We start from the raw sequence: 19,161 nt of genomic DNA, 5'->3' as shown, positions 1-19,161 counted from the left end.
ATCCACTGGAGGCTGAGCGCTCACCCGCACGCCCGCGGTCCCGTCGTGCCCGCGCCCGCGCGTGGGCGGCTCTCCGGCCGGTCAGTGGCCGCTCGGCGCGCGGCCCAGGCCCTTCGCGCCGGTGGGCCGTCGCGCCGTCGTCACGGCTTCCCTCTGCTTTCTGCGAGGCCGTCCGCCCCGTCGGCGCGCGTGCCCAGCCGGCTGACGGACCGCGGTCCGCCCGACCGGCCGGGGCGAGTTCGGCAGGGGACCGCGCCGGAGGGGTGGACGCAGGCGGCCAGGGCGGTGGCCAGCGCTTGCCAGACGTGGGCGGCGAGGCCGGCGTACCTGGACTGCGTGGCCTGTCGTGCGAGCTGTTGGAGCGCGGCGACGCCCTCCTCGACCCGGCCCGCGTGGATCGCCAGCCGGCCGTCGAGGACCGACAGCCGTACCCGGTCACGGTAGGGGAGACGCAGGTCCTCCTCGGACAGCACGGTCCGGCTGAGCAGGGCGGCGTCCTCCAACCGGCCCTGTGCGAAGGCGAGGTGAGCCTGGAGGGCGTGCAGTTCCTGGAGCTGTGCGGGCGTGCCGGTCAGATCGAGGACGGAGGCGGCCTCTGTCAGCCACTCCTCCGCGGCGGCCACCCGAGGCGGTGACATCTGCAGGGCCGCCGCGGCGGCGGCGGTCCGCAGCCGGGCCCACGCGGTCAGGTCCTCCCGTCCGTCCTTGAGCAGATCCAGGGCCTTGTTCAGCCGGGCCATGGCGGCCGCGTCGTCGCCCTTGCGGCTGCTGACCACGGCGGCCGTCCACAGGGCCTCGGCCGCCTGTACGGCAGAGGCCCGGGGCAGCAGATCGCGGTCCAACTCGTCGACGTGCCGCGAGGCGGCCTCCCACCGGCCGAGTTCCGTCTCACTGCTGATCAGCTCCAGCAGGGCGGCCAGGGTGTCGGGCACGCACAGGTGCGCGGTGCGGGCGAGGGAGAGCGCCTCCGCCGCCGCCGATTCCGCCGTGTCCAGGTCGCCGATGGCCCGTGTGCAGCGCGCATAGCGGACGAGGGAGCGGGTGTGGAGGTCAGGGGCGTCCAACGAGCGGCTCAGCGTCAGGAGTTCCAGCAGGCGTGTGCGCTCCGATCGGTGGTCGCCGGCGCGGTCGGCGGCTTGGCTGAGCAGCCACAGGGCCTGCCAGCGGGCGGCGGGGTCCTCGCCGGGGTCCTCCTCGACCGCGCGGCTGAGCGCCGCGGTGCTGTCCGTCCCGGGCGGCGCCGAGGCCACGGCGGCCAGCACTCCGCTCAGGGACCTGTCGTCCTGCGGGCCGGTCAGGGCCGAAGCGTCGACGCCGAGTCGCTGGGCGAGGTAGGCCACGGTGCGCTCGGTGGGCCGCCGGTCGCCGGACTCCAGGCGTGACAGGTGTCCCGTCGACATGCCGTCGCCGACGACGTCGGCCTGGCTCAGGCCGCGTGCGGTCCGGAGTCTTTTGAGCCGACGGCCGAACTGCGGCTGGTCGAGCATCTCCCTCCTCGGGTCAGGTGGCCCGGTCGGCGCGGTATCCGTGGTTCCGCTTGCCCGATCGGGCATGTGGGTTGTCAGCACTTTAAGGAGTGCGGCAAGGGGCGACAAGCCGTTTGACGTGGCGGGTGAGCGCATTCCGGTGGGCAGTGTCCCGGACAGGCGGGATTGTTGGCGAAGGGGGTTCGCGGGGCCCGAATGCGGCCCATTCGCAGAAGAGTTGACGCGTCGCCCAGGTCACCTGGCAAACTCTTGTCCCAAGGGTTGTCTCCCTTTAATCTCGAAGGAGGCTTCCCCCAAACGATCCCCTCTTCGTCTCGTGGAGGTTCTCGTGCTCCCCATGGCCGAACGCGCTTCTCGTCCCGGCAGGGCATACGTGTCGCCCGCCCGGCCCTCGGGCGGCCCGTCGGCGGGACCGCACCTCGGGCTCGAACAGCAGTGATGACAACGTTGCCCAGCAGACCCGGATGACGGTCGCCTCGGCACCGCTCCCTCCGCTCACCTGACCCGATCCCGGTTCCGGGGCCCGCCGCCGGCCGGGAACGACGCGGAACTCCGGCCCCGGCCACCGACGAGGTGGCGCGTGCCGTCACCGGGCGCTCGTCGACACCCAGGTACAGCGCATCGGTCCGCTCCGCGTCCGTGACACCCTTCCCAGCCCCCCACGTGCAGGAAGAAGGACGGTACGTCCGTGGCCACCACGAGTTTCCCCGACGCCTCGCCCGGCAAGAAGAAGACCGCAGCCACAGCTGTTCCCGCCCGCCGCGGCCTGATCGCCGCGCAGGACCACGTGATCCCGGCGGCCACCTGTACGGCCCACCTCTCCCCGCGGGACCTCGCGGTCACGGCCGCGGAACCCGAATTCGCCCGCCAATTCGGCCTGAGTGCCGAAGAGATCTGCGGACGCGGACTCCTCGAACTGCTCCGTTCCCCGACCCCGGGACATTTGCGGGAACAGTGTGCCGCGCTTTCCTCGGGGCGTAGCCGGAGATTCAAGCAGAAGGTGACGGGCCGGGAGGGCGACGGCCGCAGTTTCCATGCAGATATCACCGCCATCGCCGTCAGGCAGCCCTCGGGCGAGATGGTCGGCGTCGTCGTCCTTCTGCGCCGGACGGCGGAGGCGGTAGCCGGCGGGCCCGTGCTCAGCGCCCTCGACGCGCAGGTTCTGGAGGGTGTGGCGAGTGGCGATTCCACGGTGCAGTTGGCTTCCCGTCTGTATCTGAGCCGCCAGGGCGTCGAGTACCGCGTCGGACAGATGCTGCGTCGTTTTGACGCGCCCAACCGGCCCGCCCTCGTGGCGCGGGCACACGCCCTCGGGATGTTCGCCGCGGGGCAGTGGCCCCCGCGTGTCCTCCCGGAATGCGTGCGGTAGTGCGGAACGGGGCCTGTCGGGCCCCGCACGGCGGCCGTGGCGGGAACACCGCCACGGCCGCCGTCGTAACGGTCCGGCCCCCGCAGGGGCCGGACCGGCCTCACGCTGCCGAGGGCTGCCAGGCTTCCTGGAACCGGCGGCGGGCACGGAAGAGACGGGAGCGGACGGTGCCCACGGGCAGGGCGAGCACCTCGGCCATCTCCTCCTCGTTGAGTCCGTAGGCACGCAGGGTGAGGACCTGCCGGTGCGCCTGCGACAGGCGTTCCAGCACGTCGCTGATGTACACCGCGTCCATGGGATTGGTCTCCTGCTGAGCCTCCACCTCAAAGCAGCAGCTCTCCGTGCCGTAGCGCTTGGCGGTGCGGACGGCCTCCCGCACCGCCACCGAGCGCACCCAGCCGTAGAACGCCGCCGGCTCGCGCAGGGATCCCAGGCCGCGGTAGACGGCGAGCAGTGCCTCCTGCGTGGCGTCGGCGCCGTCGTCATGGGTGATGGACCGGCAGATACGCGCCACGTAGGGCGTGATGGCGGTCAGCAGGTGGTTCATCGCGTGCTCGTCGCCCGCCTGGGCTCGGGGGAGCAGCGTGAGGGGGGAGGGGAGTTCACTGACGGTCGTCATGACGGACAGAGGTTCCTTACGGCCGGGCGGGCGGGGGCGGAAGGGGCGGACGGGCGGACGTACTCAGCCGGTGGCGGCCAGGGCGTGCCCGGGCTCGGCCGCGTCCGTGAAGGCCAGGAGTCCGGCGCGCACGTCGTCGCGGAATGCCCTCATGAAGTCAGGGCTGTAGCAGGCGGTGAAGTGCGGGAACTCGATGCCGAGCCGGCCCTCGAAGGAGACGACGCAGGCCATGACGGGGCTGCGACCGGCCTGCGGGAAGTAGTGCTCGCGGCCCGGGACCAGCCGTACGTCGACGGCCCGCAGCCCGCCGGGCAGGCGCGGGCCCGGGACCACGCCCATGTTGGTGGCGATCACCGTGGCCAGTTGCAGGGCGGGGTTGCGGCGGATCTCCGGCGTGATGCGCATCTCGTGCACGTGGTCGCCTCGGGAGAGGAAGTCGCCGAGACGGGCGTGCACGGCACGGGCCACCTCCGACGGCTCGGAGCTCGTGGACACCTGAAGGGTCTGCAGGTGGGTGGTGACCGCGGGGACCGGGGCGGAGGCGGGCAGCGGCGGGGACAGCCGCGAGCGCAGGTCGACGGGGGAGAGACAGCCGAGCGTGCGGGCTCCGTCGTCCCCCGGCAGCCGCCGTCTCGCCGTCACCAGAAGGGTCGCGGAGACCAGAGCGTGCACCGAGACGCCCGAGGCGCGCGCCGTCCGGCGCAGCCGTGAGGTGAGGTCCGCGTCCAGGGTCATCCTGCGGACCTCGATGTGTCCGCCGGCGCCGGTCCCCTCGCCGGGGGCGGCGTCGTAGGGGACCAGTTCGACCGGGTGGCGCCGTATCTCCTCCAGGCGGCCGTCCAGGTACTTCGCCGTGTCGGCGTCGTCGACGGCAGGCAGCAGCCGGCTCACCGGCTCCGGCCAGCGGGGGCCCTCCGGATCGGCGCTCCCGCCGGTGTTCCCCTCGACCAACAGCCGGTAGCGGTCCCACAGGGCGTTGTGCAGCGCGATGCTGCTGTGGCCGTCGGTGATGGTGTGGTCGATCACCAGCACGAAGAGGTGGCGGTCCCCGCCCGGTGCGCTGACCAGGACGGCGCGGCTGAGGGGACCTCCGAGCGGCAGTGGCCTGTTCAGCTCCGCCGCGTAGGCCTCGGCCTCGTCGCCGGTCCGGGTGACCAGCCGGGGCCGCTCGTCGGCACCGAGGACGCGCAACAGGTGCCCCGCCCCGTCCTGTTCGATGCGGGAGCGCAGTGGCGGGTTCGCCTCGGTCGTGGCGTCGAAGGCGGCCGACAGCGCCGCGACGTCCACCGGTCCACGCAGGGTGCAGGACAGCACGGCCCTGCTTCTCTGGCCCACGTAGAGCGTCTCGACCGGACACAGCGCACGGTGCATGCCGTCAGCCTTCTTTCCGTCGTTCGTTCCGGAAGTCCACGGCCCCGGGACGGGTCTGCCACCGCGGTGGTCCGCGGCGAGGTCGGGGGCTTTTCGAGGGTGCACGGCGGAGCGCGGCGGAATCCAGCCCAGCGGCCCCCGGACTGGTAAGTCGCGTGATTTCCCTAGAAGTTGAGCAGCGGTCCACACTCCCTGGCCCGGCGGATTCCAGGGGAATCCCTGAATCGCCGGCCGGCGGGCCGGTTCGCCTTGACCCGGCCTGTGCGGGTGCCTCAACGTGCTGTGACGTGAGACCGGGGCAGACGGCGTGATCGCCCTGACCCCGGTGTGCGGCCTTTGTATCCCCCTGTGGGCCGCGCCCGGTGTGCGGCCGTACGCCGCGCGTGGGCGGCACGGGGGCGGCCGCACCCGTCCGATCCGGCCGGGCCTCGCCGTCCGGGACATCTTCGGTTTGCCACGTGAGGTTTGCGCTATGTCACTCCAGGACGACGCACGTCGACCGCTGTCCGGAGCCCAGGAGGGCCTCTGGTACGCCGGACGGCTCGCACCGGACAGCGCCGCGTACAACACCGCGGAGGCCGTGGAGATCCACGGCCCCCTCGACAGCGCCCTGTTCGAGACCGCGTTGCGGCGCGTCGTGGCCGAGGCCGACACCTTCGCCCTGCGGTTCGCCGACACCGACGAGGGCCCGCGCTGCCACCCGGCTCCGGACGCGGACGACTGGAGTCTGAACCGGGCCGACGTCAGCGGCGCCGCCGATCCGGAGGCCACCGCATGGGAGTACGTCCGCGCCGACCTCGCGACCCCGGTGGACCCGGAGAAGGGCCCCCTGTTCGCGCACACCCTGCTCACCCTCGCCGAGGACCGGCACCTGTGGCTGCTGAGGGCCCATCACCTGCTCCTGGACGGCTACAGCTACAAGCTCCTCGGGCGCCGCCTGGCCGAGACGTACAACGCGCTGGCCGAGGGCCGCGAACCGGAGCCGTGCGCCTTCGCGCCGGTGCGCCGGCTCCAGGAGGAGGAGGCGGCCTACCTCGCCTCCGAGCGCTTCGCCCGCGACCGTGACCACTGGGCGCAGCGTCTGGCCGGCCTGCCCGAACCCGCCCGGCTCACTGCCCGCACGGCGCCGCCCACCGCGCCCTTCCCGCGCCGCACCGCCGAACTGACGCCCGCCGAGACCGATGCCCTGGACACGGCGGCCGCCCGCCTCGGTGTCCGGCGCACCGACCTGCTGACCGCCGCGACCGTCGTCTACCTGCACCGGATGACCGGCGCCCACGACCTGGTGCTGGGCATGGCCACGATGAGTCGGCTGGGCAGCGCCGCCCTGCGCACCCCCGGTACCGCCTCGGACGTCCTGCCGCTGCGCGTGGCCGCCGCCCCCACGACGAGCGTCGCGGAACTCGCCCGGGCCGTCGCCGACGAACTGCAGGCCCTGCGCCGCCACCAGCGCTACCGCGGCGAGTTCCTCCGCCGCGACCTGGGCCTGCTGGGCACCGGACGCCGACTGTACGGGCCGGTGCTGAACATCGTCCCGTTCGACGAGTCCCCGGTCTTCGGCGGTCACCCCACCACCTGGCACCACCTGTCCGGCGGAGCCGTCGACGACTTGCAGATCTCGGTGCGTCCCGGACAGCGCGGCGGCGGACTGTGGCTGGCCCTCGACGCCAACCCCGCCCTGTACGGCGAGGACGAACTCGCGCTGCACCGCGACCGGTTCTGCACGCTGCTGCGCCTGCTGGGCGAGGCCGACCCGGCGACGCCGCTGGGTGACCTGGACATCCTGCTGCCGGGCGAACACCCCCGCGACACACCCGCGCACACGTATCCGGTCGGGCGGACCCTGACGCAGCTGTTCGAGGAGTGGGCCGCGGCCGGGCCCGAGCGCACGGCCGTCAGCCACGGGAACGAGCGGCTCACCTACGCCGGTCTCAACGCCGAGGCGAACCGGATCGCCCGGCTGCTGACCGAGCACGGCGCGGGCCCCGGCCGGGTCGTGGCGCTCGCCCTTGAGCGCGGCATCCGGCTGCTGCCCGCCCTGCTGGCCGTCCTGAAGACCGGCGCCGCCTACCTGCCCCTGGACCCGGGTCAGCCGGCCGGGCGGCTGCGGCTGGTCGTCGAGGACGCAGCCCCCGTCGTCCTCGTCACCGAACACGCCCACGCCCACCTCGTCCAGGACGCCGTCCCCACCCTGCTGCTGGACGACCCCCAGGTGGCCGCAGATCTCGCCCGCCGCTCCGGCACCGACCTGACCGACACCGAACGGCACGGCCCGCTCAGCCCGTCCGACACCGCGTACATCATCCACACCTCCGGCTCCACCGGCCGCCCCAAGGGCGTACCCGTGCCGCACGCCAACGTCGTACGCCTCTTCGCCGCCGCGGCCGAGCACTTCGACTTCCGGGCCGACGACGTGTGGACGCTGTTCCACTCCTACGCCTTCGACTTCTCCGTGTGGGAGATCTGGGGCGCCCTGCTGCACGGTGGCCGGATCGTCGTCGTGCCCTACGCCGTCAGCCGCTCGCCGCGCGACTTCCTCGACCTGCTGCACCGCGAGGGCGTGACCGTCCTCAACCAGACACCGTCCGCGTTCGAGCAGCTCATCGACGCCGACCTCGAACACGGCCGCGGTAGCGGGGCGTTGCGCCATGTCATCTTCGGCGGGGAGGCCCTGCGCCCGGCACGGCTGCGCCCCTGGGCCGACCGGCACGGCCTCGACCGACCGGCGCTGGTGAACATGTACGGCATCACCGAGACCACCGTGCACGTCACCCACCACCGCCTCACCGAAGCCGACCTGGACGACCCGCGCCGCGTCAGCGTCATCGGCCGGCCGCTCGCCGACCTGCGGGTGTACCTGCTGGACCCCGAGGGACGGCCGGTACCGCCCGGCGCGACAGGGGAGATGTACGTCTCCGGCGCCGGCGTCGCCCCCGGCTACCTCAACCGCCCCGAGCAGACCGCGGAACGTTTCCTCGACGACCCCTACGGCCCGCCCGGCACCCGCATGTACCGCTCGGGCGACCTGGCCCGGCGCCGCCCCGACGGCACCCTCGACTACATCGGCCGCGCCGACGCCCAGATACAGCTGCGCGGCTTCCGCGTCGAGCCCGGCGAGATCGAGGCCGTCCTCACCGCCCACCCGGGCGTCGCCCGCGCCGCCGTCGTGCCCCGCCGCACCGGCAACGGCGCCCTGCGCCTCATCGCCTACACCGTCCCCTCCGGTGACGCCCCTGCGGACCCCGCCGACCTGCGCACCCACGCGGCCACGCACCTGCCCGAGCACATGGTCCCGGCCGCCTGCGTCCCCGTGGACGCCCTGCCGCTGACCGCGAACGGCAAACTCGACGTGCAGGTTCTGCCCGATCCCGACTTCACCGCCGCCGCGTCCGGCACCCGGCCGGCGACTGCGCACCAGCGCCTGGTGTGCGCCCTGTTCGAGGACGTGCTGGACCTGCCACGCGAGTCCGTGGGCGTGGACGCCCGCTTCTTCGACCTGGGCGGCGACTCCCTGCTCGCCACCCGGCTGCTGGCCCGGCTGCGGCAGCGGACCGGTGCGGAGATCCCCATCACCGCCCTGTTCGAGGCGCCGACCCCGGCGGCGCTCGCCGAACGGCTCGCCGCGGGCACGCAGGGCGCCCCGCCCCGGCCCGTCCTCGGCGCCGCCGTTCGCCCGCAGCGGGTGCCGCTGTCCTTCGCCCAGGAACGCATGTGGTTCCTGAACCGGCTCGACGAGGGCGCGGCCACCTACCACATCCCGCTCCTGGTTCCCGTCGGATCAGGCCTGGACACCGGGGCGCTCCAGGCCGCGCTCGGGGACCTGGCCGACCGGCACGAGAGCCTGCGCACGGTGATCGCCGAACAGGACGGGACGGCCTTCCAGCGCATCCTGGCGCCCGGAGAGCTGCGCACGGTGCTGCGGCGCGTCGACTGCCCCGCCGCGGAGATCGCCGCCCACGTCCACGCCGCCTCGCGCCGTCCCTTCGACCTGACGGCGGAAAGCCCCCTGGCGGCCTGGCTGTTGGGCACCGGCAGCGACCGGGTCCTGCTGTTCGTACTGCACCACAGCGCCGCCGACGGCTGGTCGCTCGCCCCCTTCGCCGCCGACCTGTCCGTCGCCTACGCCGCCCGCCGGGCGGGCCGGGCACCGGAGTGGTCCCCGCTGACGGTGCAGTACGCCGACTACGCGCTGTGGCAGCGCGCCCTGCTCGCGCCCGGTCCGGACGGCCCCGGCCGCCTGGAGCGGCTCATCACCCACTGGCGCGGCGCGCTGGACGGTCTGCCCGAGGAGTGCACCCTGCCCGGCGACCGGCCCCGGCCCACCGCCGCGCGGGGCGCGGGCGCGCACGTCGAAGTCGCCGTCGACGCCGGCCTGCACCGTGCGCTGCTGCGTCTGGCCGACCGCGAGGGCGCCAGCCTGTTCATGGTGCTGCACGCCGCCGTCAGCGCCCTGCTCACCCGCTGCGGCGCCGGCGAGGACATCGTCCTCGGCACCCCCGTCGCCGGTCGCACCGAACCCGGCCTCGACCCCCTGATCGGCCTGATCACCAACACCCTCGTACTGCGCGCCGACACCTCCGGCGACCCCGCCTTCCTCGACCTCCTCGCCCGGCTGCGCACCGCCGACCTGGCCGCCCTGGACCACCAGGACCTGCCCTTCGACCGGCTGGTGGAGGACCTCAACCCGCCCCGCACGCCCGGCCGGCACCCCCTGTTCCAGGTGATGCTGGCCCTGCAGAACAACGCACCCGCCGTCCTCGAACTCGACGGCCGCCGCACCCGGTTGCGGCCCACCGCCACCGGCACCGCCAAGTTCGACCTGTTCGTCGACGTCCTTCAGCGCCACGATGCCGCGGGCGCCCCCGACGGCCTGACCCTGCAAGTCGAGTACGCCACCGACCTCTACGACGCCCGGACCGCCGAGGCGTTCGCCCGCGCCCTGCACGACGTCCTGCGCACGGTGGGCACCGACCCCGCCGTCCACCTCGGGCAGCTGCCCGCGCTTCCCGAGCGCACCGCCGTCCCGGCCGCGATCGACACGGCCGGGCTCGCGGACGCGGCCCGGTCCGTGCCCGGCATCCGCGAGGCCCACGTACTGCCCGGCCACGGCGACGCCCCGGCCCGCCTGTACGTGGTGCCCGGGCGGACCGACGCCGCCGAACGCGTCGAGGAGCTCCTGGCCCGCGCGGGCAACGGCACGGTCCGTGTCACGGCGGTGAACGCCCTGCCCCGAACCGAGGACGGCGGCGTCGACAGCGCGGCACTGCGGGCCCTGCCCGCCGTCGACACGACCGCGGCCAGGACCTGGCGGCAGCGGCTGGCCGAGCTGCCCGGCGTCACGGCCGTCGACGTGGCGGTGGAGAACGCCCCCGAGGAACTGGAACGCCGCCACACCGGCCTGCCCGACCGCCCCGCCCAGGCCGCCCCCACCACCCGCCCCGAGCCGGCCCGCGCCGTCCCCGCCGTCAGCGAGGGCCCCGCCCTGACCGAACCGTCCGTGCCGAGCTGGGCCGAGGCCCTGCGCCGCGCCGCCGCACGCGAGAAGGGCGACATCGTCCACGTCCACGACGACGGCGGCGAGCACCGGCGCACCTACGCATCCCTGATCCCCGAAGCGTCCCGCGTCCTGGCCGGGCTGCGCCGGGCCGGCCTGCGCCCGGGCGACCGGGTCATCCTCCAGTGCGACGTCACCGAGGACTTCCTCGCCGTGCTGTGGGGCTGCGTCCTCGGCGGCTTCGTCGCCGTCCCGCTGACCGTCCCCGCCTCCTACGAGACCCCCTCCGCGGCGCTGACCAAGCTGGAGGGCATCTGGCGGATGCTCGGCCGGCCCTGGATCGTCTGCTCCGCCGGGCGCGAGGCCGGGCTGCGTGCGGTCGCAGCCCGGCAGGACGGGCCCGGGCCGCGCATCACCACGGCCGACGCCCTGCGCGCCGCGCCCGAGGACCACGACTGGTACCCCGCCCGGCCCGACGACCTGATGCTGATGCTGATGACGTCCGGCAGCACCGGCCTGCCCAAGGCGGTACGGCTCACCCACCGCAACGTGCTGACCCGCTCGGCCGCCACCGAGCAGCTCAACGGCCTCGGCGCCGACGACGTCTCCCTGAACTGGATCCCGCTCGACCACGTCACCGGCGTCGTCATGTTCCACCTGCGCGACGTGTACCTGGGCTGCCGCCAGATCCACGCCCCCACCCCCTGGATCCTGCAGGACCCGCTGCGCTGGATGGACCTCGCCGACCGGCACGGGGTCACCGTCACCTGGGCGCCCAACTTCGCCTTCGGGCTCCTGGCCGAACAGTCCCACCGCTTCACCGGCCGTGACTGGGACCTGTCGCCGATGCGGCTGGTGATGAACGCAGGCGAGGTCGTCGTCGCGTCCGCGGCCCGAGGCTTCCTGCGCGCGCTGAGGCCCTTCGGCCTGCCGCAGGACGTGATGCACCCCGGCTGGGGCATGTCCGAGACCTGCTCGGTGGTCACCGACGCCGTCCTGCCCGCCGAACCGGTCCCGGGCGAGGGCACGTTCGTGAGCTGCGGCCGCCCCTACCCGGGCTTCGCCATGCGGGTCGTCGACGAACAGGGCACCGTCCTGCCCGAGGGCGAGGCGGGCCGCTTCCAGGTCCGCGGCACCTCGGTGACCGGCGGCTACCACGACAATCCGGCCGCGAACGCGGAGGCGTTCACCGACGACGGCTGGTTCGACACCGGCGACCTGGCGTTCCTGCGTGACGGCGAGCTCTACATCACCGGCCGCGCCAAGGACGTCATCATCGTCAACGGCGTCAACCACTACAGCCACGAGATCGAAGCCTGCGTAGAGGAACTCCCTTACGCGGAAAGGAGTTTCACCGCCGCGGTCGCGGTACGCACCGACCCCGCCTCGCCCACCGACGAACTCGCCCTGTTCCTGCACCTCACCCCCGAGGCCGGCGCCGACCCGGCCCGCGCCCTGCGTGAGATCGCCGGCAAGGTCACCCGGGAGATCGGCGTCAGCCCGGCCTTCCTCGTCCCGGTGGCGCGGGACGCCGTCCCCAAGACGGAGATCGGCAAGATCCAGCGCACCAAGCTGCGCAAGAGCTTCGAGGCGGGCGACTTCGACGACGAGGTGCGCCGCACCCAGGTGCTGCTGGGCACCGCGGCCACCGTCCCCGACTGGTTCCTGCGCCCGGTGTGGCAGCGGACGCAACGCCCCGGCGCCCCCGCCGTGGCGCCGGGCCGGCACACCCTCGTCCTGGCGGGCGGCGACCCTCGGGCCGGCGCACTCGCCAAGCGGCTCGCCGACGCGCTGCGCTCGGCGGGCGGCCTGTGCACGGTGGTCGAGGAGGCGGCCGCGTACGAGCGGGTGGACGCCGCCCACTACCGGGTCCGGTCCCTGGAGACCGCCGACTACGCCACACTGCTGGGCCAGTTGGCGGATGACGAGCGGCCCGTCGACGCCGTCCTGTACCTCGACGGGCTCCGCGGCACGGGAGAGCCGCCGGTGGCGCCGGACGACACGACGGGCGTGGAGCGGCTGCTGGCGTTCGCCCGGGCCCTCGCCGGCCGGTCCGGCCCGCAGCGTCCCGTGGACCTGGTGTACGTCTCGGCGGGCGCCCAGGCCGTGCGCCCCGGTGACCGGCCCTCACCGGCGCACGCCATGGCCGGGGCCCTGCTGAAGTCGCTCGCCGAGGAGTCCGCCGCACTGCGGGCCCGCCACCTCGACCTGCCCGCCGACGACACCGCGGACCCGTTGACCGTCCTCGCGGCCGAGGCGGCGCACACCGACGGCGGCGTGGACGTCGCCCACCGCGACGGACACCGCTACGTACGCCGCCTCGCCCCCCTGCCCGAAACCCCCTCCCGCGCCGAACCCCCCGCGCACGGTGGCTTCACCCTGATCACCGGCGGCCTCGGTGGTGTCGGGGCCGAGATCGCCGCCCACCTGCTGCGCACCCCCGGCACCCGGCTGCTCGTCCTCGGCCGCACCCCCGAGGACGAGGCCCGCGCCCTGCCGGGGCTGCGTGAGCGGGGAGAGGTCCGCTACGCCCGCGCCGACGTCACCGACGAACACCAGGTGCGGGCCGCCGTCGAGGCCGCCGCCGGGACCTGGGGCGTGCCCTTGACGTCAGTGCTGCACCTGGCGGGCACGCTCGTGGAACGCCCCGTGGGCGACCTGGACACCACCACCTGGCGCCGGGCGCTGGAGGCGAAGGTGCGCGGCGCGTGGACGCTGCACCGGCTCACCGCCGACCACCCGCACGTCTCGTTCGTCACCTTCTCCACGGTCAACGGCTTCTTCGGCGGCGCCATGAACGCCGCCTACGCCGCCGCCAACGCCTACCTGGACGCCCTCGCCGAGTACCGCCGCAGCCTCGGCCTGCCCGCGCAGTCGCTGGCCTGGAGCATGTGGCGCAACCGCGGCCTGAGCCGCGGCTACGGTCTCACCGCCCTCACCGAGGCCCGGGGCTACCGGCTGCTCGACCCGCCCGCCGCGCTGCGCTCGTTCGACTTCGCCCGCACCCTGGACGAACCGCACCTGCTGATCGGCGCCGACCGCACCGCCCCCTGGGTGGGCAGCCACGTCGTGGCACCCGTGCGCCAGACCCGGCGCCTGGCCGCCCGCGTCGGCCTGGAGGACGGCACCGACCTGGCAGCCCTGTACCGCACCGCGGCAGCCGGCGCCCAGGCGGCCGGCCTGTCCGACGACGCGTGGACGCTGCGCTCGGCGGGCACCGGCGCCCGCCCGAACGAGCCCGGGACGGAAGAGGACCTGCGGCGCCTGGAGGGCCGGCTGGCCCAGGTGTGGCGCGAGGTCCTGGACCGCGACCGGGTGGGCCTGGACGACAACTTCTTCGACCTGGGCGGCAACTCGCTGCTCCTGGTCACCGCGCAGAGCGCCGTCAACCGCGCCGTCGGCAGCGAGCTGTCCGTCGTCGACCTCTTCGCGCACCCCACGGTCCGGGACCTGGCCCGCCACCTGTCGGCCACCGGTGCGGGCCCGGTGGCCGACGCTGAAGCGGCCTCCCGGCCGGAGAGCGGCGACGGCCTGGACCGCGCCAGGGAACAGGCCCGCCGGCAACGCGCGGCCCGCGCCCGCCGCTCCGCCCGCCAGGGCAAGGACCGCGGCCGTGTCTGAGCGGACCGACCGCACCGCGTACACCACCGAACCGGGAGAGGACGAGGCACCGGCCGTGCACAACACCACCGCACCCCACGACGACGACCTGCCCGCCGTCGCCGTCATCGGCCTGGCGGGCCGCTTCCCCGGCGCCGACGATCTCGACGCCTTCTGGGACAACCTCGCGGCCGGCCGGGAGTCCGTACGGCCCGTCACCGACGAGGAGTTCCTCGCCGCCGGCGGCGACCCGCGCGACCTCGACGACCCGGCCCTGATCCGCATGGCGTCGGTGGTCGAGGGCATCGACCGCTTCGACTCCGGCTTCTTCGGCTACAGCCCCGCCGAGGCCGCCGTCGTCGACCCCCAGCAGCGGCTGCTGCTGGAGACGGCCTACCACGCCCTGGAGGACGCCGGCTGCCTCGGCGGCGACCGTGCGGGGGAGGCGTTCGGCGTGTACGCGGGGGCCGGCGACAGCCGCTACTACCCCGCCCACGTCCACCCCCGCTACGCCGGACAGCCCGGCTCGGTGGCGCTCGTCCACGCCGCCACCGCCAACTCCCTCGGCACGCTCGCCACCCGCGTCTCCTACGAACTGGGCCTCACCGGGCCCAGCGTGTCCCTGCAGACCGCCTGCTCCACCGCGCTGGTCGCCGTGCACACCGCCTGCCAGGACCTGCTCGACCACCGCTGCGACACCGCGCTCGCCGCCGCCGTCTCCCTCAACCCCTCCGCAGTACTGGGCTACCGCCACGTACCCGACGGGCCCTTCTCGCCCGACGGGCACTGCCGCGCCTTCGCCGCGGACGCCGCCGGCACCTCCTCCGGCGACGGTGTGGGCGCCGTCGTGCTCAAGCGGCTCGAGGACGCCCTCGCCGACGGCGACCGCATCCGCGCCGTCATCCGCGGCAGCGCCGTCAACAACGACGGCCGGCGCAAGGTGGGCTTCAGCGCGCCCAGCGCCGCCGGACAGACCGAGGTCATCCTCGCCGCGCAGGCCCAGGCCGAGGTCGACGCCGCCACCATCGGCCTGATCGAGGCGCACGGCACCGCCACCAAACTGGGCGACCCCATCGAGGTGTCCGCCCTGACGGAAGCCTTCCGGCACAGCACGGATCGCACCGGGTTCTGCGCGCTCGGCTCGGTCAAGACCAACATCGGCCACCTCGGAGCCGCCGCCGGCATCGCCGGACTCATCAAGGCGGTCCTGGCCCTGGAGCACCGGCAGATCCCGCCGAGCCTGCACTTCGACCGGCCCAACCCGCTCATCGACTTCGACGCGAGCCCCTTCCGCGTGCCGACCGCGCTGGAGGAGTGGCCCGAGGGCGACCACCCCCGCCGGGCGGCCGTCAGCGCCTTCGGTATCGGCGGCACCAACGCCCACGTCGTCCTGGAGGAAGCCCCCCGCACGCCCCCCGCCCCGCCCCGCCCGCCCCACGACGGCCGCCGCCTGGTGCTGCCGCTGTCGGCGCGCACCGCCGGCGCCCTGCGCGGCCAGGCCACCGCACTCGCCCGGCACCTCGAACGCCGGCCCGACCTGCGCCTGGACGACGTGGCCCACTCCCTGCGCACCGACCGGCCCGCACTGCGCCACCGGCTCACCGTCACGGCGGCCACCCGCGAGGAGGCCCTGGACGCACTGCGCTCCGCGACCCCGGCCCTCCCTCCGCTCGCCGACGACCCGGCCCGCGTGGCGTTCCTGCTGCCCGGCGGCGGCACCCAGTACCCGGGCATGGGCAAGGAGCTGTACCGCGACCAGGCCGTCTACCGCGACACCGTCGACGAGTGCGCCCGCATCCTGCGGCCCGTCCTCGACGCCGACCTGCGCACCGCCCTCTTCGAGGAGCAGCGGCCCGACGACACCTCCGCCTTCCTCGGGCTCGTCGTCACCGAGTACGCCCTGGCCCGTACGCTCATGGAGTCGGGCGTGCGCCCCGACGCGCTGATCGGCCACTCGCTCGGCGAGTACACGGCCGCCTGCCTGGCCGGCGTCATCGACCTCGCCGACATGCTGCCCCTGGTCACCGAACGCATCCGGCTCATCAGCTCCGCCGGCGGAGCCACCGTCGGCGTCGCCGCTCCGGCCGAACGGATCCGGCCGCTGCTCGACGCCGGCCTGTCCCTCGCCGCTGTCAACGGCCCCACCGCCTGCACGGTCGCCGGTCACCTCGGCGCCGTCACCCGCTTCGAGGCCGGACTCACCCGGCGCGGCATCCCCTTCCGCCGCCTGCGCATCCCCGTCGCGGCCCACTCGCACGTCCTGGACCCGGTCCTGCCGGCCTACGAGACCCACCTGCGCCAGGTCACCCTGCGCCCGCCGCGCATCCCGTACGTCACCAACGTCACCGGCACCTGGGTCACCGACGCCCAGGCCACCTCCGTCCAGCACTGGCTCGCCCACACCCGCGACACCGTGCGGTTCGCCGACGGCATCGCCGCCCTGTGGGACCGGCTGCACCCCGTCCTCGTGGAGATCGGGCCGGGCGACACCCTGAGCAAGCTCGCCGCCGGCCGCCTCACCGACCGGACGCCGGTGACGGTGACCACCATGCGCCACGCCAAGGCCGAGGCGTCCGACGGTTTCGTCCTCGCCGAAGCGCTGGGACGGCTGTGGAGCGCGGGCGTGGACCGCGCGCTGCCCCCGGTGCCGGGCGCGCCCCGGCGGGTGCCGCTGCCCCCGTACGCCTTCGAGCGCCACCGTCACTGGATCGACGCGCCCGGCGCCCGGACGGAGCCCGCCCCCTCCGACGACACCACGACAGCGGCAGGCCCCGGTCTCGCCCCCCGGCCCCGGCTGACGACCGCACACGTACCGCCCCGCGACGACCGCGAACGGGAGGTCACCCGGCTCTGGGAGGAGACCCTCGGCATCGGCGGCATCGGGGTGCACGACAACTTCTTCGACCTCGGTGGCGACTCGATGCGCGCCGTGCTGCTGGCGGGACGGCTGCGCCAGACCGGCGTCCTCCACGTCCCGGCGGCGACCCTGCTGGCCGCGCCCACCGTGGCCGGAGTCCTCGCCGCGGCCGGCCGGCCGGACGGGCCGACCCCGGAGATCACCTCTTCCGCACTCGGCCCGCTGCTGCCGCTGCGTGCCGAGGGCAGCGCCGCCCCCCTGTTCTGCGTCCACCCCGGCGCGGGCGTCGCCTGGCGCTACACGGGCCTGCTGCCCCACCTCGGCGGCGATCAGCCCGTCTACGGCATCCAGGCCGCCGGCCTCGACGGCACCCGGCCGCCCGCCCCGGACGCCGCCGCCATGGTCGCCCACTACCTCGACCTGGTACGCCGGGTGCAACCCCGCGGCCCCTACCGGCTGCTGGGCTGGTCCTACGGCGGATTCGTCGCCCACGCCATGGCCTGCGCCCTGCAACGCGACGGCGAGCAGGTCGAACTCCTCGCCATGCTCGACGCGCCCCAGCCGCACGGCACGGCACACGACGCCGACGCCACAGAACGTCAGGTCGCCGCCCTGCTGTCCAGGGTGGCCGGCCTCCCCGTCGACGCACAGGCCTCCGTGGAGGCGGTCCTGGACCAGATCGACGCCCGCGTCGCGGCCGACCCGGCGAGCGTCCCCGTCACCGGCGCCGAGGCCGCCGCCATCGCCGCCGTCATGCGCAACAACCTGCGCATCGCGCCCCAGTTCACCCCTGGCACCTACCGCGGTGACGTGCTGTTCTTCAGCGCCGCCGAGGAGCAGCACACCGAACGTCCGGCGGATTTGGCGGTGCTGCCCGGCAAGGCCGACAGCTGGCGGCCGCACGTCGACGGAACCCTCCACGACCACCGCGTGTCCTGCGGCCACTACGAGATGACCGAACCCGAACCCATCGCCCGCATCGGCGAAGCGGTGACGAAGGCGCTGCGCGCCCTCGACGACCGCGCCTGCGCACCCCTTCCCCGTGAAACCCGCGACGAGGAGAACCAGCGTGCAAGCGACCCAGGACCTCTACGAACTCGGTGACGCCCCCGAGATCGGCACCGCCCCGAAGAAGATGTACGCCTCGCTCATCCGCCGTGAGCGCTACGGACAGCCCGTCGACGCCTTCCGTACCGAGGTGGTCGACGTGCCGCCCGTGGGGCGCGGCCAGGTCCTGGTGAAGGTGATGGCGGCCGGCATCAACTACAACAACGTCTGGGCGGCGCTCGGTTCGCCGCTCGACGTGATCGCCGCACGGCAGAAGGCGGGCGCCACCGAGGACTTCCACATCGGCGGCTCCGACCTGTCCGGGATCGTGTGGGCGGTCGGCGAGGACGTCCGCGGGGTGGAGCTCGGCGACGAGGTCGTCGTCCTCGCCAACCGCTGGGACGAGAAGGCCGAGGACATCCGTCTCGGCGGCGACCCCACGTGGTCCGCCACCCAGCGGGTGTGGGGCTACGAGGAGAACTACGGCTCGTTCGCCCAGTTCGCCGTCGTCGACGACTACATGTGCCACCCCAAGCCCACACGGCTGCCCTGGGCGGAGGCCGCCTGCTACATGGCGACCGCCGCCACCGCCTACCGCCAGCTCTTCGGCTGGCCGCCGCACACGGTCCGCCCCGGCGACCCGGTACTGATCTGGGGTGGCGCGGGCGGACTGGGCTGCATCGCCATCCAGCTCGTCCGGCACGTCGGCGGCATCCCCGTCGCGGTCGTCTCCGGCGAGGAACGGGGCGAGTTCTGCCTCAAGCTGGGCGCCGAGGGCTTCATCGACCGGCGGAGGTTCGACCACTGGGGGAGGCTCCCGGACACCTCCGACGAAGCGGCGATGGCACGCTGGCTGTCGGGAGCCAGGGCCTTCGGACGGGCCTTCTGGGAGGTGCTGGGCGAGCGCCGCAGCCCGCGCATCGTGCTGGAACACTCCGGCGCCGACACCATCCCCACCTCCCTGTACCTGTGCGACAACGGCGGCATGGTCGTGCTGTGCGGCGGCACCACCGGCTACAACGGCGACGTCGACCTGCGGTTCCTGTGGATGCGGCAGAAGCGGCTGCAGGGCTCGCACGTCGCCACGGCACGAGAGGCACGTGAGGTCACCCGGCTGATCGACCAGGGGATCATCGATCCATGCCTGTCCCGGACCTTCGACTTCGACGAGATCGGCCTCGCCCACCAGCTCATCCACGACAACCGGCACCCGGCGGGCAACATGGCGGCCCGGGTGGGCGACCTGGGGTGATTCGCCCGCGGCCTGAGGGGTACCTGCGGCGGGGTACGACGCACGCGCACCTCTCGGAGGTACCC

7 protein-coding genes are annotated in these 19,161 nt (G+C 74.3%); 4 read left to right on the top strand and 3 right to left on the bottom strand.

All coding sequences use genetic code 11. The features are described from left to right. Positions 1-140: 140 nt before the first annotated feature. Entirely contained in the window at positions 141-1,487 is a 1,347-nt protein-coding gene (locus ACZ4V6_RS11335; RefSeq protein ID WP_467825203.1) for a helix-turn-helix domain-containing protein, read from the bottom strand. A gap of 688 nt (positions 1,488-2,175) precedes the next feature. On the opposite strand from ACZ4V6_RS11335, the gene ACZ4V6_RS11330 reads away from it, so the two are divergent. After that, entirely contained in the window at positions 2,176-2,856 is a 681-nt protein-coding gene (locus tag ACZ4V6_RS11330) for a PAS domain-containing protein (RefSeq protein ID WP_467825200.1), read from the top strand. 100 nt (positions 2,857-2,956) lie between these two features. Here ACZ4V6_RS11330 and ACZ4V6_RS11325 read toward each other — a convergent pair whose 3' ends face one another. Together ACZ4V6_RS11325 and ACZ4V6_RS11320 are read right to left on the bottom strand one after the other, a co-directional pair. Beyond that, a complete protein-coding gene (locus ACZ4V6_RS11325) occupies positions 2,957-3,475 on the bottom strand; it encodes an RNA polymerase sigma factor (RefSeq protein ID WP_467825198.1) in 519 nt (172 codons plus the stop codon). 63 nt (positions 3,476-3,538) lie between these two features. Then, positions 3,539-4,846 (bottom strand): phthiocerol/phthiodiolone dimycocerosyl transferase family protein, encoded by a 1,308-nt coding sequence (locus ACZ4V6_RS11320; RefSeq protein WP_467825195.1) that lies wholly within the window; start codon positions 4,844-4,846, stop codon positions 3,539-3,541. A 472-nt stretch (positions 4,847-5,318) separates the two neighbouring features. Between ACZ4V6_RS11320 and ACZ4V6_RS11315 the strand changes: the two genes are divergently transcribed. Genes ACZ4V6_RS11315 through ccrA form a run of 3 tightly spaced genes read left to right on the top strand, consistent with a single transcriptional unit; the run spans position 5,319 to position 19,096 of the window. Next, entirely contained in the window at positions 5,319-13,961 is an 8,643-nt protein-coding gene (locus tag ACZ4V6_RS11315; protein WP_467825194.1) for an amino acid adenylation domain-containing protein, read from the top strand. Continuing rightward, positions 13,954-17,901, top strand: a complete 3,948-nt coding sequence (locus tag ACZ4V6_RS11310) for a type I polyketide synthase (RefSeq protein ID WP_467825191.1) — start codon at positions 13,954-13,956, stop codon at positions 17,899-17,901. Before ACZ4V6_RS11315 ends, ACZ4V6_RS11310 begins: the two co-directional genes overlap by 8 nt. Beyond that, entirely contained in the window at positions 17,867-19,096 is a 1,230-nt protein-coding gene (gene ccrA, locus ACZ4V6_RS11305; protein ID WP_467825189.1) for a crotonyl-CoA carboxylase/reductase, read from the top strand. The genes ACZ4V6_RS11310 and ccrA overlap by 35 nt, the downstream gene beginning before the upstream one ends. The last annotated feature ends 65 nt before the right edge of the window (positions 19,097-19,161 follow it).

It is taken from the genome of Streptomyces sp. NPDC029152, assembly GCF_055564355.1.
The sequence above is the reverse complement of the archived record's forward strand: the minus strand, read 5'-3'. Positions and strand labels throughout refer to the sequence as shown.